The 23,831-nt window shown below is 70.0% G+C and carries 21 protein-coding genes and 1 riboswitch; of the genes, 13 read left to right on the plus strand and 8 right to left on the minus strand.

The genetic code is table 11. From position 1 onward, the window contains the following. Positions 1-194: 194 nt before the first annotated feature. A complete protein-coding gene (locus tag H5368_RS06935) occupies positions 195-803 on the plus strand; it encodes a YceI family protein (RefSeq protein WP_182823854.1) in 609 nt (202 codons plus the stop codon). Then, positions 800-1,357, plus strand: coding sequence for a cytochrome b (locus H5368_RS06940; protein ID WP_182822692.1), 558 nt, complete (start codon positions 800-802; stop codon positions 1,355-1,357). Before H5368_RS06935 ends, H5368_RS06940 begins: the two co-directional genes overlap by 4 nt. Before the next feature lie 37 nt (positions 1,358-1,394). Here H5368_RS06940 and H5368_RS06945 read toward each other — a convergent pair whose 3' ends face one another. Beyond that, positions 1,395-1,622 carry a glutaredoxin family protein gene (locus H5368_RS06945; protein WP_182822694.1) on the minus strand — a complete coding sequence of 76 codons (228 nt, stop codon included), beginning with the start codon at positions 1,620-1,622 and terminating at the stop codon, positions 1,395-1,397. 124 nt (positions 1,623-1,746) lie between these two features. Here H5368_RS06945 and H5368_RS06950 point away from each other — a divergent pair, with 124 nt between their 5' ends. Then, positions 1,747-3,129: an L-serine ammonia-lyase gene (locus tag H5368_RS06950; RefSeq protein WP_182822696.1), complete on the plus strand. Its 1,383-nt coding sequence runs from the start codon at positions 1,747-1,749 to the stop codon at positions 3,127-3,129. On the opposite strand, the gene H5368_RS06955 is transcribed toward H5368_RS06950, so the two are convergent. From H5368_RS06955 to H5368_RS06965, 3 genes are read right to left on the minus strand one after another with little or no spacing between them, the layout of a single operon-like run. Continuing rightward, complete coding sequence (locus H5368_RS06955; RefSeq protein WP_182822698.1) at positions 3,091-4,245, minus strand: homoserine dehydrogenase; 1,155 nt, start codon at positions 4,243-4,245, stop codon at positions 3,091-3,093. The genes H5368_RS06950 and H5368_RS06955 overlap by 39 nt on opposite strands. After that, positions 4,242-5,450, minus strand: a complete 1,209-nt coding sequence (locus H5368_RS06960; RefSeq protein WP_182822700.1) for an O-succinylhomoserine (thiol)-lyase — start codon at positions 5,448-5,450, stop codon at positions 4,242-4,244. Before H5368_RS06960 ends, H5368_RS06955 begins: the two co-directional genes overlap by 4 nt. Then, positions 5,447-6,520, minus strand: coding sequence for a homoserine O-succinyltransferase (locus H5368_RS06965; RefSeq protein WP_182822702.1), 1,074 nt, complete (start codon positions 6,518-6,520; stop codon positions 5,447-5,449). The genes H5368_RS06960 and H5368_RS06965 overlap by 4 nt, the downstream gene beginning before the upstream one ends. A 105-nt stretch (positions 6,521-6,625) precedes the next feature. Next, a riboswitch (SAM riboswitch) is annotated at positions 6,626-6,744 on the minus strand. Between the two features lie 129 nt (positions 6,745-6,873). Here H5368_RS06965 and H5368_RS06970 point away from each other — a divergent pair. The 6 genes from H5368_RS06970 to H5368_RS06995 all read left to right on the plus strand — a co-directional run bounded on the left by H5368_RS06970 (position 6,874) and on the right by H5368_RS06995 (position 13,903). After that, positions 6,874-7,971, plus strand: a complete 1,098-nt coding sequence (locus tag H5368_RS06970) for a phytase (protein ID WP_182822704.1) — start codon at positions 6,874-6,876, stop codon at positions 7,969-7,971. A gap of 5 nt (positions 7,972-7,976) precedes the next feature. Beyond that, complete coding sequence (locus H5368_RS06975; RefSeq protein ID WP_182822706.1) at positions 7,977-8,864, plus strand: peptidoglycan DD-metalloendopeptidase family protein; 888 nt, start codon at positions 7,977-7,979, stop codon at positions 8,862-8,864. 85 nt (positions 8,865-8,949) lie between these two features. Further along, positions 8,950-10,554 (plus strand): peptide chain release factor 3, encoded by a 1,605-nt coding sequence (locus H5368_RS06980; protein WP_182822708.1) that lies wholly within the window; start codon positions 8,950-8,952, stop codon positions 10,552-10,554. A gap of 58 nt (positions 10,555-10,612) precedes the next feature. Continuing rightward, positions 10,613-11,149 (plus strand): hypothetical protein, encoded by a 537-nt coding sequence (locus tag H5368_RS06985; protein WP_182822709.1) that lies wholly within the window; start codon positions 10,613-10,615, stop codon positions 11,147-11,149. Between the two features lie 41 nt (positions 11,150-11,190). After that, positions 11,191-11,832, plus strand: a complete 642-nt coding sequence (locus H5368_RS06990; protein ID WP_182823857.1) for a hemolysin III family protein — start codon at positions 11,191-11,193, stop codon at positions 11,830-11,832. Positions 11,833-11,923: 91 nt separating this feature from the next. Next, positions 11,924-13,903, plus strand: a complete 1,980-nt coding sequence (locus tag H5368_RS06995) for an AsmA family protein (RefSeq protein ID WP_182822711.1) — start codon at positions 11,924-11,926, stop codon at positions 13,901-13,903. Between the two features lie 18 nt (positions 13,904-13,921). On the opposite strand, the gene H5368_RS07000 is transcribed toward H5368_RS06995, so the two are convergent. Genes H5368_RS07000 through mtgA form a run of 3 tightly spaced genes read right to left on the minus strand, consistent with a single transcriptional unit; the run spans position 13,922 to position 16,114 of the window. After that, positions 13,922-14,353, minus strand: coding sequence for a CBS domain-containing protein (locus tag H5368_RS07000; protein WP_182822714.1), 432 nt, complete (start codon positions 14,351-14,353; stop codon positions 13,922-13,924). Then, positions 14,313-15,341 (minus strand): glycosyltransferase family 2 protein, encoded by a 1,029-nt coding sequence (locus H5368_RS07005; RefSeq protein ID WP_182823859.1) that lies wholly within the window; start codon positions 15,339-15,341, stop codon positions 14,313-14,315. The genes H5368_RS07000 and H5368_RS07005 overlap by 41 nt, the downstream gene beginning before the upstream one ends. A 20-nt stretch (positions 15,342-15,361) precedes the next feature. Then, the gene (gene mtgA, locus H5368_RS07010) at positions 15,362-16,114 is read right to left on the minus strand and encodes a monofunctional biosynthetic peptidoglycan transglycosylase (RefSeq protein ID WP_182822716.1); all 753 of its coding nucleotides are present in this window, start codon (positions 16,112-16,114) and stop codon (positions 15,362-15,364) included. Between the two features lie 84 nt (positions 16,115-16,198). On the opposite strand from mtgA, the gene H5368_RS07015 reads away from it, so the two are divergent. From H5368_RS07015 to H5368_RS07030, 4 genes are all read left to right on the plus strand, one after another. After that, positions 16,199-17,095, plus strand: coding sequence for an Hsp33 family molecular chaperone HslO (locus tag H5368_RS07015; RefSeq protein ID WP_182822718.1), 897 nt, complete (start codon positions 16,199-16,201; stop codon positions 17,093-17,095). A gap of 142 nt (positions 17,096-17,237) precedes the next feature. Continuing rightward, positions 17,238-18,053 carry a hypothetical protein gene (locus tag H5368_RS07020; protein WP_182823861.1) on the plus strand — a complete coding sequence of 272 codons (816 nt, stop codon included), beginning with the start codon at positions 17,238-17,240 and terminating at the stop codon, positions 18,051-18,053. A 171-nt stretch (positions 18,054-18,224) separates the two neighbouring features. Continuing rightward, positions 18,225-21,113 carry a TonB-dependent receptor gene (locus tag H5368_RS07025; RefSeq protein ID WP_182822719.1) on the plus strand — a complete coding sequence of 963 codons (2,889 nt, stop codon included), beginning with the start codon at positions 18,225-18,227 and terminating at the stop codon, positions 21,111-21,113. A 114-nt stretch (positions 21,114-21,227) separates the two neighbouring features. Beyond that, positions 21,228-22,844, plus strand: coding sequence for a sulfotransferase (locus H5368_RS07030; protein ID WP_182822721.1), 1,617 nt, complete (start codon positions 21,228-21,230; stop codon positions 22,842-22,844). Here H5368_RS07030 and H5368_RS07035 read toward each other — a convergent pair. After that, entirely contained in the window at positions 22,841-23,812 is a 972-nt protein-coding gene (locus H5368_RS07035) for a serine hydrolase domain-containing protein (RefSeq protein ID WP_182822723.1), read from the minus strand. The two genes, H5368_RS07030 and H5368_RS07035, sit on opposite strands and share 4 nt — an antisense overlap. Positions 23,813-23,831: the final 19 nt, after the last annotated feature.

A 23,831-nucleotide genomic window follows, 5' to 3' on the forward strand; every position in this document is an offset into this window, starting at 1 on the left:
GCGGCCTGCGCCTAGAATCACCCGTCGGCGCGACGCGTCGTTCGCAGGGAACGCCCATGCATGCCATGCCGCGAACAGGCCGCCTGCCGCTGGCCGTGCTCCCCGTCATGGCGATGGCGATGGCGGTGTCTTTGGCCGCCTGCATGCCGGCGGTGACGCGCGACGCGGCAGGCGTGGCCGATGGCGCAGTCGCGATGCCGCCGGCGGTGGCGGCCGGCACCGCCGCCGATGCCGACACCTACGCCATCGACCCGGTGCATACCCGCCTTGCGCTGGCTGTCGACCATGCCGGCTTTTCGCGCGCCATCGGCACCGTGTCCGGGACCACCGGCCAGCTGCGCTTCGTGCCTGGCGACTGGACCGGCGCGTCGGTAGTCGCGGACGTGCCGCTGTCACGGCTGGACTTCGGTGATGCGGACTGGAACCGCGCGGTCGCCGCACGCGGACTGCTCGACAGCGAACGCCACCCGCTGGCGCGCTTCGCATCCACACGGGTCGAGGCCATCGACGACCGCCGCGCGCGCATCCACGGCACGCTGTCGCTGCGCGGGGTGACCCGCGACGTGGTGCTCGATGCCACCCTCAACGGCCATCGTCGCCACCCGCTGCCGCCATTCCGCCGCACGATCGGCTTCTCCGCCACCACCACGCTCAGCCGCGCGGACTTCGGCAGCACCGCATGGGGCTCGGTGATTGGCGACGCGATCGAGCTCCGCATCGAGGTCGAAGCGGTGCGCTCGCGCGACGACACGGCCCCGCCCGCCACCGCCACGCCGCAAGCAGAGGCCACCACCCCGCCATGACCCTCAAGAACATCACCCGCTGGGGCGCCGTCAGCCAGGCCTTCCACTGGACCATCGTGGTGCTGCTGCTGGTGGTCGCCGTGGTCGGCCTGACCATGGGCGAGCTGCCGCGCACGCCCAAGTACTTCTGGGTCTACACCGCGCACAAGTCGGTCGGCCTCACCATCCTGGTGCTGGCCCTGCTGCGCCTCGGCTGGCGCCTGTATGCCGGCGCGCCGCCGCCGGTCGCGGGCACCCCGCGCCTGCAGGCGATGATCGCCTCGGTGACCCACTGGGCGCTGTACGCGCTGATCTTCGCGATGCCGCTCAGCGGCTGGCTGTACGACTCCGCCAGCGGCCTGCGGCCGTTCCGCTGGTTCGGGCTGGCCGAAGTGCCGAAGCTGTCGCCGCCCAACGAGGGCCTGGCCGACCTGGCCAACGACGCGCACGAAACCATGTTCTGGGTGCTGGTGCTGCTGGTGGCGGCGCATGCCGGCGCCGCGCTGTACCACCACATCTTCCAGCGCGACGACACGCTGCGGCGCATGTTGCCCGGCTGGCGCGCGCGCGGCTGAACCGAACGCGTCCGCCGGCCTGCCTGCGGAGCTGCGATCAGGCCGTCAGGAAACGCTCCAGCGCCGCGGCGTCGAACGGCCAGTCCAGCTCACGGGCACCGGCGGCATCGCGCAGCACCGGCACGCGCACGCCGTAACGGTGCTCGAGCGCCTCGTCACCGTCGATGAACACGCTGTCGAATTCAGGCGCACGCGCCTCCGCCAGCACCGCGATCGCGAGGTCGCAGAGGTGGCAGTCGTCGCGCTGGAAGAGGATGAGCTGCATCGGTCCGGGCCTTGAAACGTGCGCGCCGCGCAGGGGCGGCGCAGCGGCGCGGCTATGATAGCGGGCAGCCGCGCGCGCCCTCGCGCCGCCTGGACCCGGCAGCCTCCGGGGCAACCGGATCACCATGGCCGTCAGCACCTTCGACCTCTACAAGATCGGCATCGGGCCGAGTTCCTCGCACACCGTGGGCCCGATGCGCGCCGCGGCGCGCTTCGTCGAGCACCACCTGGCCGACGCCGGCAAGCTCCAGGATGTCGTGCGCGTGCGCGCCGAGGTGTTCGGCTCGCTCGCGCTGACCGGGCGCGGCCACGGCACCGACAAGGCCGTGCTGATGGGTCTTGAGGGCAACGTGCCCAACCTGATCGACCCCGACATCATCCCCGACGCGCTGCTGCGCATCCGCGGCGAGCGTCGCGTCAATCTGGCCGGCCGCCACCCGGTGGCGTTCGAGGAGAAACGCGACCTGGTGATGAACAAGCGCCAGAAGCTGCCGTTCCACACCAACGGCATGCGCTTCACCGCCTACGACGCCAACGAAGAGGTCGTGGCCAGCCGTGACTACTACTCGGTCGGCGGCGGCTTCGTGGTCAACCAGGACGAGGCCGCGGAGGATCGCATCGTGGCCGACACCACGCCCGTGCCCTATCCGTTCGCCAGCGGCGACGCGCTGCTGGCGCAGGCGCGCGAACATGGCCTGAGCATCGCGCAGATGATGATGGCCAACGAAACCTCGTGGCGCAGCGGCGACGATGTGAAGGCGGGGCTGCGCGAGATCTGGCAGGCCATGCAGTCCTGCATCCAGCGCGGCATCGCCAACGGCGGCACCCTGCCGGGCGGCCTGCACGTCTCGAGGCGCGCGCCGGCGCTGTTCGCGGAGCTGTCGTCGCGGCCGGAGGCCGGCATGCGCGATCCGCTGACCACGCTCGACTGGGTCAACCTGTACGCGCTGGCGGTCAACGAGGAAAACGCCGCCGGTGGCCGCGTGGTCACCGCGCCCACCAACGGCGCCGCCGGCATCATGCCCGCGGTCCTGCGCTACTACGAGCGCTTCTGCCCCGGCAGCACCGAGCAGGGCATCTTCGATTTCCTGCTCACCGCGGCCGCGGTCGGCATCCTCTACAAGGAAAACGCTTCGATCTCCGGCGCCGAGGTCGGCTGCCAGGGCGAGGTGGGCGTGGCCTGTTCCATGGCCGCGGCGGGCTTGACCGCCGCGCTCGGCGGCACCCCCAGCCAGATCGAGAACGCCGCCGAGATCGGCATGGAGCACAACCTCGGCCTGACCTGCGACCCGATCGGCGGGCTGGTGCAGATCCCCTGCATCGAGCGCAACGCGATGGGCGCGGTCAAGGCCATCAACGCCTCGCGCATGGCCATGCGCGGAGACGGCAAGCACAAGGTCAGCCTGGACAAGGTCATCAAGACCATGCGCGACACCGGCCGCGACATGCAGGACAAGTACAAGGAAACCTCACGCGGTGGCCTGGCGGTGAACGTCATCGAGTGCTGATCCGCGGCCGCATCCGCGGGTGATCGCCAGCACGTCGTCGAGCAGGGCCGCCGCGGTCACCGCGGCGCCCGCGCCCGGCCCCTGGATCAGCAGCGGCCGCGCGTGGTAGCGGTCACTCCAGATCGCCACCCGGTTGTCGGTGCCCGCGCCCGCGCGCAGAGGATGCGCGGCGTCGAGCGCGCGCAGCTCCGCGCGCGCACCGGCGGCGTCGACGCGGCCGACGTAGGCGAGCGTGTCGCCCCGCCTTGCCGCGGCGCGATGGCGTTCGCGCAGCGGCGTGTCCAGCATGCCCAGGCGCGCATCGACATCGGCGGCATCGGCCGTTGCAAGCGCAGGCGGCAGCAGCGACTCCACCACGACCTCGCGCGGCTCGATCGCGAAGCCCGCCGCGCGCGCCAGGATCAGCAGTTTGCGGCGCACATCCTCGCCGGACAGGTCGATGCGCGGATCGGGCTCGGCGTAGCCGGCAGCGCAGGCCGCACGCACCAGGTCCGCGAATGGCGTGCTGGCGTCATGGCGGTCCAACAGCCACCCCAGCGAGCCTGACAGCACGCCCTCGATGGCGTGGATGCGGTCGCCACCGGCGACCAGCGCGCGGATCGAGCGCAGCAGCGGCAACCCGGCCCCCACGGTGGCGGCATCGCCGTAGCGTCCGCCGCCTTCGCTGCAGGCACGCACGATCGCCTGCGCGCGTACGGAGTCGCTGCCTGCGCCGAGCTTGTTGGCGGTGGCCACGTGGATACCGCGCAGCAACCACTCGCTGTGCCAGCTGGCGACGACGTCGCTGGCGGTGGCGTCGACAATCACGTCTCCTCGGCGCAGCCCTTCGCTCTCCACCCACGGCGGGAATCCGCCGCCGCGCGCCGGTGCCGCGCGCAGCCGCTGCAGCACCTCGCCGGCCGCACCCGGGTCGCAGCCCGCCAGCGCGCGCGAGTTCGACAGCCAGGCGAACTCCGGCAGTGCGACGCCCTGCCCGCGCAGATGCGCGCAGCGCGCCACGAACGCGGCGCCCACCGTGCCGGTGCCCAGCAGCCCGAGGCGCGGCTGTGGCGGTTGCGCCGGCGGCACCGCACGCGGCACGGCCCCCGGCCGCAGCAGGCTGGCGACCGCGTTCATGCGTCCACCGTGCGACGCGTGTCGACCGTGGCCGTGGTTTGTGCGCGGTCGAGCGCCGCGGCGAGGTCGGCGAGCAGGTCGTCGGCGGATTCGATGCCCACCGACAGGCGCAGCAGGCCGTCTGCGATGCCGGCACGCGCACGCGCCTCCGCAGTCATCGCCGCGTGCGTCATCGTCGTCGGATGCGCCACCAGGCTCTCCACGCCGCCCAGCGACTCGGCAAGCGTGAAGCACTGCAGGCCGTCGACGAACGCGCGCACGGCCACCACGCCGCCGGCCAGTTCGAACGACAGCATGGCGCCGAAGCCGCGCTGCTGGCGCGCCGCGACGGCGTGTCCCGGGTGTGCTGCGAGACCCGGCCAGTACACCCGGGCGACCGCCGGATGCGCCTGCAGGCAGTCCGCCACCCGCGCCGCGTTCTGCTCGTGCACGCGGATGCGCGCGTCCAGCGTGCGCAGCCCGCGCAGGGTGAGGAAGCTGTCGAACGGCGCGCCGGTGATGCCCAACGCGTTCGCCCACCAGGTGAACCGCGCGTGCAACTCCGGCGATGCCGCCACCACGGCACCACCCACGACATCGCTGTGTCCGTTGATGTACTTGGTGGTGGAATGCAGCACCACGTCCGCGCCGGACGCGAGCGGCTGCTGCAGTGCCGGCGACAGGAAGGTGTTGTCCACCGCGACCAGCGCGCCGGCGCGGTGCGCGGCCTCCACCACGAAGCGCAGGTCGGTGATGCGCAGCAGCGGATTGGACGGCGTTTCCACCAGCACCAGCTTCGGCGACATGGCGAGCGCGTCGCCCAGCGCGCGCGGGTCGGTGAGGTCGGCGGTGACGAGTTCGAAATGTCCCTTGCGCGCCAGCGCGTCGAACAGCCGCCAGCTGCCGCCGTAGGCATCATGCGGCACCACCAGGCGGTCGCCCGGCTCCAGCAGCGCGTGCAGCAGCAGGGTGATCGCCGCCATGCCGCTGGCGGTCACCACGCCGCCGGCGCCACCTTCCAGCGAGGCCAGCGCCTCGCCCAGCAGGTCGCGCGTGGGGTTGCCGCTGCGCGTGTAGTCGTACTCGCGCTTGTCGCCCAGGCCGGCGAAGCTGAAGTTGGACGACAGCACCAGCGGCGGGGTGACCGCACCGAACGCGGTGTCGCGGTCGATGCCGGCGCGCACGGCGCGGGTGGCGGCGTCGAAGCGGCGCGCGGGCGTGTTCATGCCGCCACCTGCGCGTTGGCCGACGCCGTTGCGCCCAGCGCCGAGCGCAGGATCGCGTCGATGCGCGCCCCGCCCTTGAGGAAGGCATCGTGGCCGTGCGGCGAGCGCAGCACGCGCAGGCGCGCCGCGCCGCCGATGCCTTCGACCAGGTCGACGGCATCGGCCAGCGGCACCAGCTGGTCGCCGTCCACCGCGACCACGGTGGTGGGCACGCGCACCGCTGCGGGATCCACGCGATGCAGGTCGATGGATTCCGAAAGCCGTTGCCAGGCGACGGCCGGCGTGCGCGCGACAAAGCGCGCGCCGGCGGCATCGAGATAGTCCTCCGCGGCCACGCGCACGCGGCCGTTGGCCACCACGGGCGCGGCCGCGAAGCGCTCGGCGAATTCCTGCGGACTGCGATAGCCGAGCATCGCGAACTGGCGCGCGAGCGACAGCCCCTGGCCGTCTGCGCATTGCAGCTGCCCGAGCGCGAGCGCCCTGCGCTGAAGCGCGCGGCAGGCCGCGGCCCAGGGATGCGCGCGGTGCGCGCCGCTGACCGCCACCAGGTGTTCCAGGCGCGCGCCGTGGCGCGCCGCGAACTGCAGGCCCACCATGGCGCCATAGGAATAGCCGACGAATGCGTGCAGGCGCGCGATGCCGAGCGCGTCGAGCAGCAGCGCCGCGGCATCGGCCTGGTCGGTGGTGTCGATCGGTGCGTCCAGGAGGCCATCGGCGCCGACATGGTCGAATGCGAGCAGGCGCGTGCGCGCGGGATCGAGGGCTGTCCCAACACCGGCCACCGCGCCGGCCCAGCCACGCGCGGGAAACACCGCGCAGGGCGCGAGGTGGCGATCGGCGGAGATGCCGCCGGCGACCAGCACCACCGGTGCGTCCACCGGACCCTGCAATTCGTACGCCAGCCGCAGCGGGCGCAGGCCGGCGTGGCGCATCGGCAGCGCCAGCTCGACCTCGCCACGGAGGGCGAGGCACGGCGGGTCGGCGGCCGCAGCGTATGGCGCGGCAACCGCCACATCGTGGTGCGGGGGCGTGGAGGCGCAGGCGGGCGCGGTGCGTTCAACGAGGCTCATGGCGATATCCGAGAGGGGACAAGGCCATCGACGCCAACGGGGCATGCCGAAGATGTGCCACGCGCCGGGCGGCACGCAGCGCCACGGATGCCGTGAGGCGATCCGCAACCATCTTCCGGTGGACACACAGGTCCCCGCAGGACTTGGCACAGCGGACGGAGCTTGCGCTCCATCCAGTTGCCCCGGCGTCTTCGGGCCTGTCCCTCGGCCGGTCACGATGGATGACGTGCAGGTTGGCAGCGCCTGCGCGGCTTGTCAATCGCTTCATGCGGATCAAGCGATGGATAGCGTTCGGTGCGTCGCCGATGCGAAGTCGATCGCCGGCGCGGGCGGGGCTGCCGCATAATCCCGCGATGCAAAGAACACTTGTCGCCGGCGCGCTGGCCGTGCTCCTGTCCGCCTGCGCCACGCAGGCCACGCAACCCCGAACCCCGCCTCCCGCCACCCCGGGCGTGGCCGAGGGCGCAACGCTGGTCCAGGAGGCGTGGATCTCCGCCGATGTCGTGGGCGAGGAGCTCGATTCGCTGGCCACGTGGAGCGCGGAAGACGGCCGCACCTGGTTGCTCGCCACCGGCAAGTCGGGCCATCGCCTGACGTTGTTCGACGGCGACAGCGGTGCCGTGTCGCGCACCGTCGGCGCGCGTGGCGAAGGCCACGGCAGCTTCAACCGCCCCAACGGGATCACCGTGTTCGGCGACCTGGTGTTCGTGGTGGAGCGCGACAACCGCCGTGTGCAGGTGCTGTCGCTTCCCGGCTTCGAGCCGCTCGGTGCCTTCGGCCAGGCCGAACTGCGCAGCCCCTACGGCATCTGGCTCAACGAGGTCGCGCCGGGTGAACTCGATGCCTACGTCACCGACAGCTTCATGTACGGCGCGCGTTTCGACGTGCTGCCCGCCGACCAGGAACTCGACCAGCGCGTGCGCCGCTACCGCCTCGAACCCCGCGACGACGGCATGGCTGCGCGCTACCTGGGCGCGTTCGGCGCCACCAGCGGTGCCGGCAAGCTGCACATGGTCGAGTCGATCGCCGGCGATCCCGCGCATGACCGCCTGCTGATCGCCGAGGAGGATCGAAACCGTCCATCCAACCTGCGCGAATACGACCTCGCCGGCCGCTTCGCCGGCCGCAGCCTCCCCGAAGGCACCTTCGACGGCGAGGCCGAAGGCGTGGCGCTGTGGTCCTGCGGTGTCGACAGCGGCTACTGGATCGCCGTCGACCAGCAGGCGCCGCTGACCCGCTTCCATGTCTTCGCGCGCGCCGACCTGGCGCCGGTCGGCAGCTTCCACGGCGCCAGGGTGGCGCGTACCGACGGCATCGCGCTGCACGCCGCGGCCACCACGCGCTTCCCGGCCGGTGCGTTCTACGCGGTCCACAACGACCTCGCCGTGGCCGCGTTCGATCTCCGCGACCTGGTGCAGGCGCTGCGCCTGGACCCGGCCTGCCTGCACTGACCACGATGCGCGCGTTCGTCGCCTGCCTGCTGCTGGTGGCAAGCTGCGGAGCCGCCGGCGCCCCGCCCGAGGTCTACCGCTGGACGGATGCCCGGGGCGTGGTGCACTTCGGGGATCGCGTCGACGACGGCGTGCCGCCGGCGCAGGTGGAGCGCGTGCCGCTGCAGGAGGCGCCGGCGCCGCTGGCGCGGCTGGTCATCGAAGACCGCGGCAACGGCCACGAAGCCTGGGCCGAAAACCTGCTCGCCGGCCCGATCGAGGTGGTGCTGCGCATCGAAGCCGGGCGCGCGCCGGCCGCCCAGCCGGCCCTGCCCGCGCGTGCGACGGTGCCGGCCCGTGGACGCGTTCTCGTCGCGCGCGTGGCCGCGGCCGATGCCCGCCTGCGCCTGGACGCCGTACCCGGCCATCCCGCAGCGCAGGTGCGCGACGTCGAATACGCCTGGCCGCTGGGAACCGCGGCGCTGCGCATCGAACAGGCCTGGGGCGGGCGCTTCAGCCACGCCGACGACGAGAACCGGCACGCGGTCGACTTCGCCACGCCCGTGGGCACGCCGGTGCTCGCCGCCCGCGATGGCGTGGTGATGCAGGTCGAAGCCGGATTCGCCGAAGGCGGACTCGACCGGCCGGAGGACATGGCGCGCGCCAACGTCGTCCGCATCCTCCACGACGACGGCTCGATGGCCGTGTACGCGCATCTCGCCCCCGGCGGTGCCGACGTCCGCCCGGGCGAGCGCATCCGCCGCGGCCAGCGCATCGGCCGCTCCGGCAATACCGGCTACAGCGGCGGTCCGCACCTGCATTTCGTGGTCCAGGCCAACCGCGGCATGCGCCTGGTGTCGCTGCCGTTCCGGATGTTCGGCCCGGGCGGGATCCTCCGCTTCAGCGAGCCTTGACACCCGGCACCCGCGCCAACCGCCACCGCGCCGTATAATCGCCGGCTTCCCGCACACTCCCGGCGCCAGCGCGGCGCGTATCGCCATGCCTGACGTTTCCGCCGAAGCCGCCCGCCGCCGCACGTTCGCGATCATCTCGCACCCCGACGCCGGCAAGACCACGCTCACCGAGAAGCTGCTGCTGTTCGGCGGTGCCATCCAGATGGCCGGCTCGGTGAAGTCGCGCAAGACCACCCGCCATGCGACGTCCGACTGGATGGCGTTGGAGAAGGAGCGCGGCATCTCGGTGACCAGCTCGGTGATGCAGTTCCCCTACGAGGGCTGCGTGATCAACCTGCTCGACACCCCCGGCCACGCCGACTTCGGCGAGGACACCTATCGCGTGCTGACCGCGGTCGACTCCGCGTTGATGGTGATCGACGTCGCCAAGGGCGTGGAGGAGCGCACCATCAAGCTGATGGAGGTGTGCCGCATGCGCGACACGCCGATCATGACCTTCATCAACAAGCTCGACCGCGAGGGCAAGGACCCGATCGACCTGCTGGACGAGGTCGAGACCGTGCTCGGGATCCAGTGCGCGCCGGTGACATGGCCGATCGGCATGGGCAAGCGGCTCAAGGGCGTGGTGCACCTGATCACCGGCGAAGTGCACCTGTACGAGCAGGGCCGCAACTTCACCCGCCAGGACTCCACCATCTTCCCGTCGCTCGATGCGCCGGGGCTCGCCGAGCGCATCGGCGCGGACATGCTGGCGCAGGTGCGCGACGAGCTGGAGCTGGTGCAGGGCGCCAGCCATGCCTTCGATCTCCAGGAATACCGCGCCGGCCGGCAGACCCCGGTGTTCTTCGGTTCCGGCGTCAACAACTTCGGCGTGCAGCCGCTGCTCGACTTCTTCATCAAGCACGCGCCGTCGCCGCAACCGCAGCCCACCACCACGCGCGCGGTCGCGCCGTCCGAACCCAGGCTCACCGGCTTCGTCTTCAAGATCCAGGCCAACATGGATCCGCTGCACCGCGACCGCGTCGCGTTCATGCGCGTGTGCTCGGGCCGTTTCGAGGCCGGCATGAAGGTGTTCCAGGCGCGCACCGGCAAGGAGCTCAAGCTCGCCAACGCGCTGACGTTCCTCGCAAGCGACCGCGAGATCGCCGCCGAGGCCTGGCCGGGCGACGTGATCGGCATCCACAACCACGGCACGATCTCGATCGGCGACACCTTCACCGAAGGCGAGCAGCTCGCGTTCACCGGCATCCCCAACTTCGCGCCGGAGCTGTTCCGCCGAGCGCGCCTGCGCGATCCGCTCAAGCTCAAGCAGCTGCAGAAGGGCCTGGCGCAGCTGTCGGAGGAAGGCGCCACCCAGTTCTTCAAGCCGATGATGTCCAACGACATGGTGCTCGGCGCGGTCGGCGTGCTGCAGTTCGACGTGGTCGCCTACCGGCTGAAGGACGAATACGGCGTCGACGCCATGTTCGAGCCGGTCGGCGTGGCCACGGCGCGCTGGGTGCGCTGCAAGGACGCCAAGAGGCTGGAGGAGTTCCGCGAGAAGAACGCCACCAACCTGGCCATCGATGGCGCCGGCGAACTGGTCTACCTGGCGCCGACCCGGATCAACCTGCAGCTCACCACCGAGCGCTGGCCCGGGGTGGAACTGCTCGCCACGCGCGAACACGCCACGGCCCGCAGCGACGGCTGACGGGCACGCGACATGGCGGGAGATTAAGATCGTGGCCTCGCCGCCCAGGTTGCCCGCCATGACACCTCGCACCGCCTACCCGACCGCGCTCGCGGTTGCCATCACCCTGATGTGCGTGCTCGCGGGCTGTGGTCCGCGCGCGCCCGCGGATGACGCCACCCAGGCGGCCAGTGCCAACGCGCCCGGACCTGCGGGCGATGCCGCCGCGCGCGACCCGGGCGCTGCCAGTGGCGACGCCACGCCCACCGCTCCGACGGACGGCGACGACGTGCTGAGCGGTGTGCCGCAGTCGATTCCGCTGCCGGCGCGCACCACCCCCACCATGCCGTTGCCGGACGCCACCGAAGTCACCTACCTGTGTGCCGACGGCAGCGACCTGCGCGTGCGCTATGGCGGGGGCCAGGCCAGGGTGAGCATCGGCCTCGACAACGTCGCGACCCTGGCGCTCTCGCCCGAAGCCAGTGCCGAGCACGGCGGCGAGGTCTACGTGGGCCAGGGCCAGGGACTGCGCAGGATCGGGGGCGTGGTGGAGTTCGATCCCGGCAAGGGCGAGGACGCGATCCGCCGCTGCCGCGAGGCGTCCAGCACAGCGTGATGGCGCATCCGACCAGCCCCCGGGAGGCCGCGCTGAACACGATGGGCCCGCGCCGGCAGCGTGAGGAATTGGCCAGTGCGCTGACCCACGGCCTGGGTGCCACGGCGGCGCTCGCCGCCGGCGCGGTGCTGGTGACGCTGGCGGCGATGCATGGCGATGGCTGGCAGCTTGGCTCGGCGATCGTCTTCTCCACGTCGCTGCTGCTGCTGTACGTGGCCTCGACCCTCTACCACGCGTTCCGCGATCCGGTGCTGAAGGGCCGGCTGAAGATCTTCGACCACTGCGCGATCTACCTGCTGATCGCCGGCACCTACACGCCCTTCACCCTGATCGGCCTGCGCGGCCCGCTGGGCTGGTGGATGTTTGCCGCCATCTGGTCGCTGGCGCTGGCCGGCGTGGTCTTCAAGCTGTTCTACACCGGGCGCTTCAAGCGCCTGTCCACGCTTATCTACGTGGCCATGGGCTGGATGGTGCTGGTCGCGATCAAGCCGGTGCTGGTGGCGCTGGACGCATGGACCTTCGCGTGGCTGGTCGCCGGGGGCGTGGCCTACACGCTGGGCACGGTGTTCTACCACCGCGAGTCGCTGCCCTACTCGCACGCGATCTGGCACCTGTTCTGCATCGCCGGCAGCGCCTGCCACTACATCGCGGTCATGGCCCAGGTGGCGGTTCCGCTCGCCTGAACATGAAGGCCACGTGCACCGGCGGCGGGGATTCACTCCCGTTTGATGCACCACGGTGGAAGGTGGCGGCCTGACCGCAACCGGGCCGCGCATGCCTCCTGAAACCCCGCCACCTGCCGCCGCGCCGCCCCCACGGGCACCGCGGCCGCGTGCACTCGACGCGGTCACCGCGCATCCGTGGCGGACGCTTGCCGGAGCGTTGGCCGTGGCGATCGTCGCGCTGGTGCTGCTCTGGGACTGGAACTGGTTCAAGGGGCCGCTGGAGCGCATCGTGGCGGCGAAGACCGGCCGCAGCTTCGAGATCGGCGGCGACCTCGATGTCGATCTCGGGCGCACCACCGTCGTGCGCGCCGGCAAGCTGCGGCTCGGCAACGCCGACTGGTCGGACGAGCCGATGATGGCCACCGCCGACCAGCTTGAACTGCACGTGCGCCCGTTCACCCTGCTGCCCGGGCGCCAGGCGCGCATTCCCGAACTGCGCCTGACCAACCCCGACCTGCTGCTGGAGAAGGGCGACAAGGCCGGCAACTGGGTGTTCCCCGCCATGGATGGCGACGGGCCCGGCCCGGCGTTCGAGCGCCTGTGGGTGGATGACGGTCGCTTGCGCTTCATCGACGCCAAGGGTGGCACCGACATCGATCTGGCGGTGGCGAGCCGCGCGCCCAAGGACAGCACGACCGCGCCGCCGATCACCCTCAAGGGCAGCGGCCACTGGCGCGGCGAGGCGTTCACCCTGTCCGGTGCGGCGGCCTCGCCGCTGGCCTTGCAGGCCGCCAGGCGCCCCTACGCGATCGACCTGCGGGCGGCGGCGGGCGCCACGCGTGCACATGCGCGCGGCACGGTGACCGACCCCGTGCGCATGGCCGACTTCGACCTGCGCATGGCGCTGTCGGGACGCAACCTCGAAGACCTCTACCCGCTGATCGGGGTGGCCCTGCCACCCACCGCGCCCTATTCGCTCGATGGCCGCTTCACCCGCGACGGCACCACCTGGCATTACGACGACTTCACCGGCAAGGTCGGCGACAGCGACCTCGGCGGCTCGGCCAGCGTCACCACCGGCGGCGAGCGGCTCATGTTGCGCGCCAACCTGCACTCGGCGCGCCTGGACTTCGACGACCTGGCGGGCTTCGTCGGCGCCGCGCCGCAATCCGGAGGCGGCGAAACCAGCAACCCGGAGCTCAAGGCGCAGGCCGCCAAACAGGCGGCGAGTGGCCGCCTGCTGCCCGACACGCCCTACGCGCTGCACAAACTGAGGGCGATGGACGCCGACGTGCGCTGGAAGTCCGCGCGCATCCAGGCGCCCGGCTGGCCGCTCGACGACATGGACGCGCACATCAAGCTGCAGGCCGGGCAGCTGCGCCTGGATCCGCTCGACTTCGGCGTGGCCGGCGGCACCATCCGCTCGACGATCCGCATGGATGCGCGCAAGGACGTCATCCGCACCGACGCCGACATCCAGGCGCGGCGCCTGGATCTTGCGAAACTGTTCCCGAACATCGAATTGACCCGTGACGCAGTGGGGCGCGTCGGCGGCAACATCAACATCGCCGGCAACGGCAATTCGATCGCTGACATGCTCGGCTCCGCCGACGGCGACATCGCGCTCGGCATGGGCCGTGGCCAGGTGAGCAACCTGCTGATGGAGCTGGCCGGCATCGACATCTACGAGGCGCTGAAGTTCCTCATCGGCAAGGACCGCAGGGTCGCCATCCGCTGCGCGTTCGGTGACTTCAGCGTCAAGGACGGCCTCATGACCTCGCGCGCGCTGGCGTTCGATACCAGCGACACGATCATCGTCGGCGAGGGCACCATCGACCTTGGCGACGAACGCCTGGACCTGCTGCTGAAGCCGCGGCCCAAAGACCGCAGCTTCCTGTCGCTGCGCTCGCCGCTGGTGCTCGACGGCAGCTTCCGCGACCCCCGTTTCCGCCCGGACATGGGGCGCCTCGGCCTGCGCGGCGCCATCGCCCTGGCGCTGGCCAGCATCGCGCCACCTGCGGCATTGCTGGCGACCCTTGAACTCGGCGGCGGCGAGGACAGCGGCTGCGGCGGCGACTACGCGAAGTAGCCGCGGCCCGCGAGGCGCTCACGACGTGATGTAGCGCTGCAGCTGCTGGAGCTCTTCCTGCTGCTCCTCGATCACCGCCTTCACCAGGTCGCCGATTGACACCACGCCCAGCACCGCATCGCCATCCACGACCGGCAGGTGACGGATGCGGCGCTCGGTGACCATGCGCATGCAGGCGGACGCGTCATCGCCCAGGCCGACGGTGACCACGTCGGCGGTCATGATGTCGCGCACCGGGGTGTCCTTCGACGAGCGCCCGGCCAGCACCACCTTGCGCGCGTAGTCGCGCTCCGAGAGGATCCCGACCAGCCTGCCGCCGTTGCCCAGCACCAGCAGCGCGCCGATGCCCTTCTCGGACATCAGGCGGATCGCGTCGATCACCGGGGCGTCCGGGCCGATGGCATGCACCTCAGGTGCCTTGGACTCCAGCAGATGCCTCACCGTGCGCATGGCGGCTTCCCTCGATGTTGGATGGCACGCCCGAGCATACCCCGCCGGCCGGATGCCAGGCGTCGACCACGTACAGCGGACGCTGCTTCGACTCCTCGTACAGGCGCCCCAGGTATTCGCCGATCAGGCCCAGCGCCATCAACTGCACCCCGCCGAGGAACAGGATGACCGCCATCATCGTCGGCCAGCCCGCGACCGGGTCACTCCACAACAACGCCTTGACGATCACCCACAGGCCATAGGCGAAGGCGACCAGCGCGGTGGCCACGCCGAGATAGGTCGCCAAGCGCAGCGGCGCGGTGGAAAAGCTGGTGATGCCTTCCAGCGCGAAATTCCACAGCTGCCACAGGTTGAACTTGCTCTTGCCCGACAGGCGCGCGTCGCGCAGGTAGGGCACGCTGATGCGGTTGAAGCCGATCCAGCCGAACAGGCCCTTCATGAAGCGGTGGCGCTCGCGCAGCTCGCGCAGCGCGGCAAGCGCACGGGGCGACAGCAGGCGGAAGTCGCCGGTGTCGGCCGGCACCGGGGTCTTCGACAGGCGCTGCATCACGCGATAGAACGCATGCGCCGATCCGCGCTTGATCCAGCCTTCGCCCTCGCGCGCCAGGCGCGTGCCGTGCACGTCGTCAAAGCCCTCGCGCCAGCGCGCCACGAACTCCGGGATCAGCTCCGGCGGATCCTGGCCGTCGGCGTCGAGGATGAGCGCGGCACCGTGCGTCACCCGGTCGAGGCCGGCGGTCAGTGCCGCTTCCTTGCCGAAGTTGCGCGACAGGCGCAGCAGCGACACCCGCGCATCGGCCGCCGCCAGCGCCTGCATCACCTGCCAGGTGCCGTCGCTGCTGCCATCGTCGACATACAGCACGCGCCCCTCGACGCCACTGGCCGCGGGCAGCGCGTCCAGCACCTGGGCCAGGCGGCGGTGCAGCACCGGCAGCGGCTCGGCCTCGTTGAAGGCGGCCACCACCACGGTCAGGCGATCGGGTTCCATGGCGGCATCGTAGCGCGGTCTCATTCCAGCGCTTCGCGCCACGCCGGGCCATCCAGGTTGCGCATGTTGCGCTCGATCCAGCGCGCGCGGCGCTGCACGTAGGGGCCCGGCCGGTGCGCGCTGTAGCGCTTCGGGCTGGGGAGCACGGCGGCCAGCCGCGCGCTCTCCGACGCCGCCAACCGGGACGCGTCCTTGCCCCAGTAGCTGCGGGCGGCCGCCTGCGCGCCGTAGATGCCATCGCCGAACTCGGCGATGTTGGCGTACACCTCGATGATCCGGCGCTTGGGCCACAGGGATTCGATCAGCACCGTGTACCAGGCCTCGGCGCCCTTGCGCACCCAGCTGCGCCCGCTCCACAGGAACAGGTTCTTGGCCAGCTGCTGGCTGATGGTGCTGGCGCCACGGGTGCGCCCGCCGCGGGCGTTGTGCGCGCGCGCCTGCTCGATGGCCTTGATGTCGAAGCCGCGGTGGGCGAGGAAGTTCTGGTCCTCGGCGGCGACCAGCGCCAGCGGCAGTGACGGCGCCAGCTGGTCGAGATCGCGCCAGTCGTAGGCAACGCGGAAGCCAGTGTCGCCGGCGCGCAGCGCCTCGAACTGCCGGATCGCCATGAACGCCGAGAATGGGGGATCGATGAAGCGCAGCGCCAGCACCTGGGCCACGCTCAGCAGGGCGAGCAGCAGCGGCAGCTTCCACAGCCAGTGCCAACGGCTGCGCCGGCGCGCAGGTGCCGCCTGTGCCGGCGACAGGCCGTCCTTGTCACGCGAAGCGATCATCCCCATCTCCCCCGGTCTCCCACAGTGGGCCCGGACCGGGGATTATCCGCCCCCGTCCACGCCCGGCAATGCACCGGAACCGCCATGACCCATCCAGACCGCGACCACCTCACCCGCTTCCTGCTGCCGCGCGCCGGCGTGCGTGGCGTGCACGTGCACCTCGATGACACATGGCGGTCGATCACCTCGAGCGACGACTACCCGCCGACCGTGCGCGCCATGCTCGGCGAATCCAGCGCGGCCGCGGCGCTGTTCACCGGGCATACCAAGGTCGACGGCCGGCTCTCCGTGCAGCTCCGCGGCACGTCCGCGCTGCGCACGCTGTTTGCCGAATGCACCGCCGCCGGCACCCTGCGCGGCATCGCGCGCATGGCCGACGACGCCGGTGACATCGCCGGCCTGCACGCCATCGGCGACGACGCGCTGCTGGCGATCACCATCGAGAACCCGGGCATCGGCGACCGCGATCCGGTGCGCTACCAGAGTCTGGTGTCACTGGACGCGCCCGACCTGTCGACCGCCTTCGAGGCGTACTTCGTGCAGTCCGAACAGCTGCCCACGCGCATCCTGCTGGCGGCCGACGGCGACTCCGCGGTCGGGCTGATGCTGCAGAAGCTGCCTGGCGACAGCGTCGCCGACGTGGACGGCTGGGACCGTGCCAGCGCCCTGTTCTCCACCCTGCGCTGCGCGGAGCTCCTGGAAACGGATGTCGGCGAACTCCTGCACCGCCTGTTCCACGAGGAGGATCCGCAGATCGTGGGCGGCCGTCCGCTGGAGTTCGCATGCTCGTGCTCGCGCGGGCGCGTGGAGGCCATGCTGGCCTCACTCGGGCGGACCGAAGCCGAGGCCGCCCTGGCCGATGGCGTCGCTTCGGTACGTTGCGAGTTCTGTGGCCAGGCGTACGCGTTCGACGCGGCCGGGATACACGCGATCTTCACGCAGCAGCGGAGCCCAATGGATGCCCCGCCCCGCCTGCAATAAGGCCCGGCGAGGCGCGCAGGGGATTGTTAAGGAAACATAAATCCACTAAAGTCCGACGCATCGGGTCGGGGAACTTCCTTCCGTAAAACGGGGTCGAAAGCGGGCCATGAAGCTGCGCATTGCACAACTGTCGCTGTCCCTGCTGCTCGCCTTCGGCGTGGCGGCCGGTGCGCATGCGCAGTCGTCCAAGCGTGACCAGGCCGTGCTTCCGGTATGGAACCAGGCCAGCGGCAAGATCGAAGCCGTACTACTGCTGGAACCAACAAACGGCAAAGCCGGGTCGCGGCTGCGCTTTGGCGACAGCACGCTCGATGCGGCGTTCGGCATCGAGGCCGGCAACTCGCTCGGCGTCTTCTGCGACCGCGAAACCGGCCTGGGCAGCGCGCTCGGCAACCTCGCCAACAATTGCATGCTGGCCAGCTTCGGCGACGGTGAAAGCCGCCGCGCCAGCGGCACCGCCGCGCTCAATGCCGGCAGCAACCGCATCGGCGTGACCGCCGGCGCTGGCACCGGCACCCTGCCCGGCTGGCTGAGCCCCGGCAATCGCGTCGCGTCCAGCAAGATCGACGTCAACGACCTGACCGTGTTCGCGCAGCGCAACATCGGCCGCGAGGGCGTGGTATCGATCGCCGGCACCATGGCCAAGGCCACCCTGATGACCCCGGCCGAGGCGACCAGCCTCGGCCTGTCCGACCAGTGGACGTCGCGCAGCCTGAGCGTCGGCGGCGGCTATGGCCGATTCGGCGCCAGCATCGTGGGACACGTGGTGGACACGCCCGGCCAGCCGAAATGGGAAGGCCTCGGCCTGGGCCTGACCTGGCGTACCCCGTGGAGCGGACAGCTCACGGTTGGCGCCGACAACCTGGTCACCCGCGGCAGGAATCCCTTCACCCCGACCATCGACGGGCGTGAAGACGAGGGCACCGTGCCCTACGTGCGCTACGAGCAGGATCTCTAAGCCGCTGATTTTCTTACGCTTCGTGAAAAGAAGCGTCGCCGTTTTAACAACACTTTAATTTTCTCTCCGTCGGGACTACTATCGGTTCCGGCCTTGCCGGGCTTGGTGTCTGCTTTGACGCCACCGGCGGGGTTCCCATGGGATTTACCCAAGACTCACTTGGAGAGAGAGATGACAGTTAAGACCACCAAGCTCCGCGACGCGATTACTTTCGCGCTCGTGTCCGGCGCGACCGTACTGGCCGGATCGGGCGTTGCATTCGCCCAGGACGCCACCACGGAGCAGCAGGCGACCACCCTCGACCGCATCGAGGTCACCGGTTCGCGCATCCGCAGCGCCGAACTTGAAACCGCGCAGCCGATCATCACGATCTCGCGCGAGCAGATCCAGCAGCAGGGCTTCAGCTCCGTTGCAGACGTGCTGCAGAACATGACCTCGGCCGGCTCCCCGGCAATCAGCCGTTCCGAAGTGCTTGCCTCCGGCGAAAACGTCGGCGGCTACTACATCGACATCCGCAACCTGGGCGCCTCGCGTACCCTCGTGCTGCTCAACGGCAAGCGCCTCGGTGTCAACACCACCGGTCTCCAGGACCTCGGCCAGATCCCGCTTGCTGTCGTCGAGCGCATTGACGTCCTGAAGGACGGCGCTTCGTCGATCTACGGCTCCGACGCCATCGCCGGCGTCGTCAACGTGATCACGCGCCGCAACTTCGAAGGCGCCGAAGCCAACGCCTACATCGGCCAGTTCTCCGACGGCGACGGCTTCAAGCAGAGCTACGACTTCACGATGGGCTCTTCGTTCGACCGCGGCAGTGTCACGTTCAGCGCCGAGTATGCGAAGGAAGATCCGGTCTGGGCGAAGGACCGCGACTTCAGCGCGTTCGGCAACTCCGGTCCGGCGTTCCCGGGTTCGGGCTGGAGCGCTGTCTCGCAGAACGGCGTGTGGCTGGGCAACGTCAACGACGCCGGCGACTTCACCGATCCGTCCTGCTCCAGCGGCCTCTGCACGCTGAACGCCGGCGGCGACCCGCGCAACCCGGCTGACTACCACAACCTGACCACCGCCGAGCGCGCAAACTCCAACCAGCAGATGATGCTGCAGACGGGCATGGAGCGTCGCTCGATCTTCGTCAGCGGCAACTACGACATCACCGACGACGTCCGCTTCCGCGCCGACCTGAACTACAACCAGCGCACCACGGACCAGCAGGTTGCCGGCTATCCGGGCCAGTACGGCTTCGCGATGATGTCCGCCGACAGCTACTTCAACCCGAACCCGACCGCGGGTGACGCGTACTGGTACCGCCGTTTCTGGGAAGTTCCGCGCACCACCAGCAGCGAGCTCGACACCTTCCGCACCAACCTGGCCCTCGAAGGCGCGCTGCAGTTCGGCGAGAAGTTCTGGGATTGGGACGTTGGCGTAATGACCAACCGCAACTCGATCCTGAAGATCGGCCACGGCGACGCCAGCGTTCCGGCGCTCGAGCAGGCCCTGGGCGCGTCGTACCTCAACACGGCCACCGGCCGCGTCGAGTGCGGCACGGCTGCCAACCCGATCAACTACGGCACCAACATCGGCAGCGGCGAGTGCATCCCGTTCAACCCGTTCGTCCCGTTCGGCGTCGCCGGCCAGGGCTCGCTGGGTAACCCGGACCTGCAGACGTTCCTGTTCCCGACCTACCACGACTCGGGCCGCACCGAGACCACCGACTACACCGCCAACCTGTCGGGCTCGCTGTTCAGCCTGCCGGCCGGCGACGTCGGCCTGGCCGTCGGTGTCGAGCACCGTCGCGAGAAGGGTCGTTTCGTGCCGGACGCGTTCAACCAGGCGGGCATCAGCACCGGCCTGCCGGCGACGACCACGCAGGGCCAGTACGACGTTTCCGAAGCCTACGTCGAACTCGAGGTCCCGCTTCTGGCGGACGTCCCGTTCGCGCAGGAACTGACGCTCAACGTGGCCAGCCGCTATTCGGACTATTCGAACTTCGGTGACACCACCAACAACAAGTTCCAGCTCCGCTGGCGTCCGATCGACAGCCTGCTGGTGCGTGCGACCTACGCCGACGGCTTCCGTGCCCCGTCCATCGACAACCTGTACGGTGGCGTTGGCGGCAGCTTCGAGTTCTACACGGACGTCTGCGCCGTGGGCCAGCCGGGCTATGGCAGCGCGGCCTGCGTCGCGGCCGGTGTGCCGGTGAACTACGTGCAGCTCGGCCAGGGCGGCATTCCCTGCACCACGCTGCCGTGCCAGACCGGTTTCCAGTTCATCACCGGTTCCAACCCGAACCTGACGCCTGAAATCGCAACCTCCAAGACCGCCGGCCTCGTGTGGAGCCCGCAGTTCGTCGAAGGTCTGGACATCAGCCTTGACTGGTACAACGTCAGGCTCGAGAACGTGATCGCTTCGGACACCGTGGACAGCATCCTGCGTGACTGCTACGTCTCCGGGATCGCTTCGCGTTGCGACGGCATCACGCGCAACGCGGCGGGCGCCATCACCAACATGTTCTTCGGCCTGACCAACCTGGGCGAGCTGGAGACGGAAGGCTACGACCTCGGCGTGAAGTACCGTCTGCCGGAAATGAGCTTTGGCCAGTTCGGCGTCAACTGGCAGAGCAGCTACGTCAGCAAGTACGACCAGCTGGCGGACCTGGATCCGGCAACCCTTGTCGAGGGCTACGTGGGCACCCCCGGTGTCTTCCGCCTGCGCTCCAACCTGGGCCTGACCTGGGAGATGGGTGACGTGACGCTTGCCTACATGGGCCGTTACTTCTCCGGCATGAAGGAAAGCTGCGCCTCGGCGCCGCGTCCCTGCGACGACCCGACCAATCGTGACGTCTACGGTGCCGTGGCCCGCCAGAACCGTACCGGCTCGAACACGTTCCACGACCTGCAGGCGTCCATCGAGCTGCCGTGGAATGGTACGGTTGCCCTCGGTGCCAACAACATCACCGGCCACCAGGGTCCGATCATGTACACCAATCCGAACAGCCAGTACCCGTACTACGGCGGTTTCGACATTGGTCGCTTCGTGTACCTGAAGTACCAGCAGCGCTTCTGATCCAGGGCGTTATTGCTTGATATGCTACGGCCCCGTTATCGGGGCCGTAGTTTTTTGGGCCCCGCCCCCGCCGACCGTGCCTGGCACTTCCAGGCACCTGCCCTGGAGCACCCCTTGTCGTCCCGCATGAAATCGGCAGTCGAGGTTTTTGCGGAGGCACTCGAAGCGGTCGAGCGCGGCCAATGGATACGGGCCCAGGCGCTGGCGGAAAGCATCATCCCGACAGCCCCGAACGTGGCGGGCCCCTATTACATTGCCGGGATCTCGGCCCTCCAGCTCGACCAGGTACAACACGCGGTCATCCGCCTCTCACGCGCCTGCGCACTCGAGCCGGGCCGTGGCGACTACCAGGCCCAACATGCGCGTGCACTCGTGGTGCACGGCGATCTCCCGCAGGCCGCCGCAGCGGCGCGCCTTGCACTGCAGGCGCCGTCGTTGGACGCGAGCGCACTGGACACGCTGGGCATCGTGCTCGGCCGGGCAGCCCTGCATGCCGAAGCGGCAGCCGCATTCGAGCGCGCGGTCGCGGCAAGGCCTTCCGACCCGAACCTCCGTTACAACCTCGCCACGTCGCTGATGTTCCATGGCGACCTGGCCGGTGCCGAGCGCGAGTACGAAGAGTGCCTGAGGCTCGATCCGCGCCACTGGCGCGCCGATTTCTCGATTGCACAATTGCGCCGGCAGACTGCGGACGACAACCATGTCGCGCGCCTGCGACAGCGGCTGTCGCGACATGCGGCGGAACCAGGGGCACAGCTTTACCTGAACCTCGCCCTGGCCAAGGAGCTCGAGGATCTGGGCCAAACCGGGGCGGCCTTCGACCACTACACTTCCGGGAAGGGGCAGCTGGGCCACCGTGCCAAGCCGCTTGTCGACCTCGCCGAACGCTGCGTAACCCGGCTGATCGAGCGGCACGCGACGTCGCCGCCAGATGGCGGCGGGTACCGCAGCGGCGAGCCGGTCTTCATCATCGGCATGCCGAGAAGTGGCACGACGCTCATCGACCGGATCATTTCGAGCCATGACGACGTGCACCCGGCGGGCGAACTCGACAATTTCGGCATGCAGTTGCGCCGGTTTTCGGGAGCGCCGGCCCGCAGCCTGCTCGAGACCGCCATTGCGCTGCCACCCGGCTTCCAGGATTGGCAACGACTGGGTGACGACTATGTCGCCAGCACGCGTCCCGCGACGGGCCACACGCGACGCTTCACCGACAAGCACCCGCTGAACTTCCTGTTCGTCGCCGACATCGCGCGGGCACTTCCCGGCGCGCGGATCATCTGCATGCGGCGCAACCCGATGGACACCTGCCTCAGCAACTTCAGGCAGCTGTTCTCGACCGAGGCCGTCGACTATGACTATTCGTTCGACCTCCTCCAGACCGGCCGCTATTACCTGCTGTTCGACCGGCTGATGCGCCACTGGCAATCCGTCCTGCCGGGTCGGATCCTCGAGGTGGACTACGAGGTCCTGGTCAGCGCCCCCGAGCCGACCATCCGCGGGGTGCTGGAGTTCTGCGGACTCTCCTGGCAAGAAGACTGCCTCTCCTTCGAGCGCAATTCCGCGGCTGCCGCCAGCGCCAGCGCCGCACAGGTCCGCTCGCCGCTCAACCGCGATTCGCTGGAGCGCTGGAAGCGCTATGGCGCACGTCTCGACGCGCTCCGCTCGCTGCTGGTTGCAGGCGGCATGGACATTGGCGACAACGCACCGGCTATCGGGCGCGGTTGCTAGCCTTCGTTGCCTGCCAGCAGCAGGCGCAGGAGCCTTTCCTGGTCGATCTCCTGCCTGCCACGGACGCTTCCCAGCACCAGTACCACCAGGTCGGCCGCCGGCAACACGTGCAATGCGTTCGAGTGGCGCCCGAGCGCGGACACCATGCACGGGCGCGCCGGGGATTCGCCGCCACGACCGGCATGGCATGTCGCGGTGCGCGAATCGAGCCACCAGCCGACGCCGTAGCTGCTGTTGGCCCGTGACGGCTTGAAACACTCCGACAGCGTCGCTTCGCGCAGCAGGGCCCCGCCCTGCCAGCGCCCGCCGTCGCGCACCAGCTTGCCGAACGCCAGCCAGTCGCCCGGGGTCATGAGTGCGCCGTCGGCCAGATGCGGGTGGCCGTCCGCGGTGGGCAACCACGACGCCCGCGCGGCGATGGGCTCCAGCACCCGCCGGGCGAGGTAATCGGCCGCTTCCATGCCGGTGACCCGCCGTACGGCTTCGGAGAAGACGAGGAAGGGATAGGGGCCGTAGCCGAAGCGCCGTCCGGGTGGCGCGGCGACGCGGGCCTCGAGCGCCGCGGCGATCGACTGCCCTGCGATCATTTCGCTGTCGCGCCCCCCGCCCCGCGCGGGATCGAGCCCGGAATCAAGCGACAGCAGGTTGCGAATGGTGATTCCCGACCGTCCGCGCCCCCGCCACTCCGCGATGTACTGCTCCACGGGCGCGTCCCAGTCGAGGAGGCCATCGTCGACGGCGGCGGCGGCGATCACACAGCTGAAAGCCTTGCTGCCGCTGAACAGCATCTGCAGCTTGTCCGGGCCGACGCCGTCCGCGTACCGTTCGAGCACGGTGGCGTCCCCGCGCAGCACGATGAACGCCACGGCACCATGCGCGAACGCGTACCGTGCCGCGCGTTCGGCGCGCTCGGCCTCGAAGTCGACCGCACGTGCGAGGCCGGACACGCACGCCAGGAAGAACAGCATGGCAAGCAGGATCGCCGCC

Origin of the sequence: Luteimonas sp. MC1782 (assembly GCF_014164605.1) — a bacterium.
GTDB lineage: Bacteria > Pseudomonadota > Gammaproteobacteria > Xanthomonadales > Xanthomonadaceae > Luteimonas.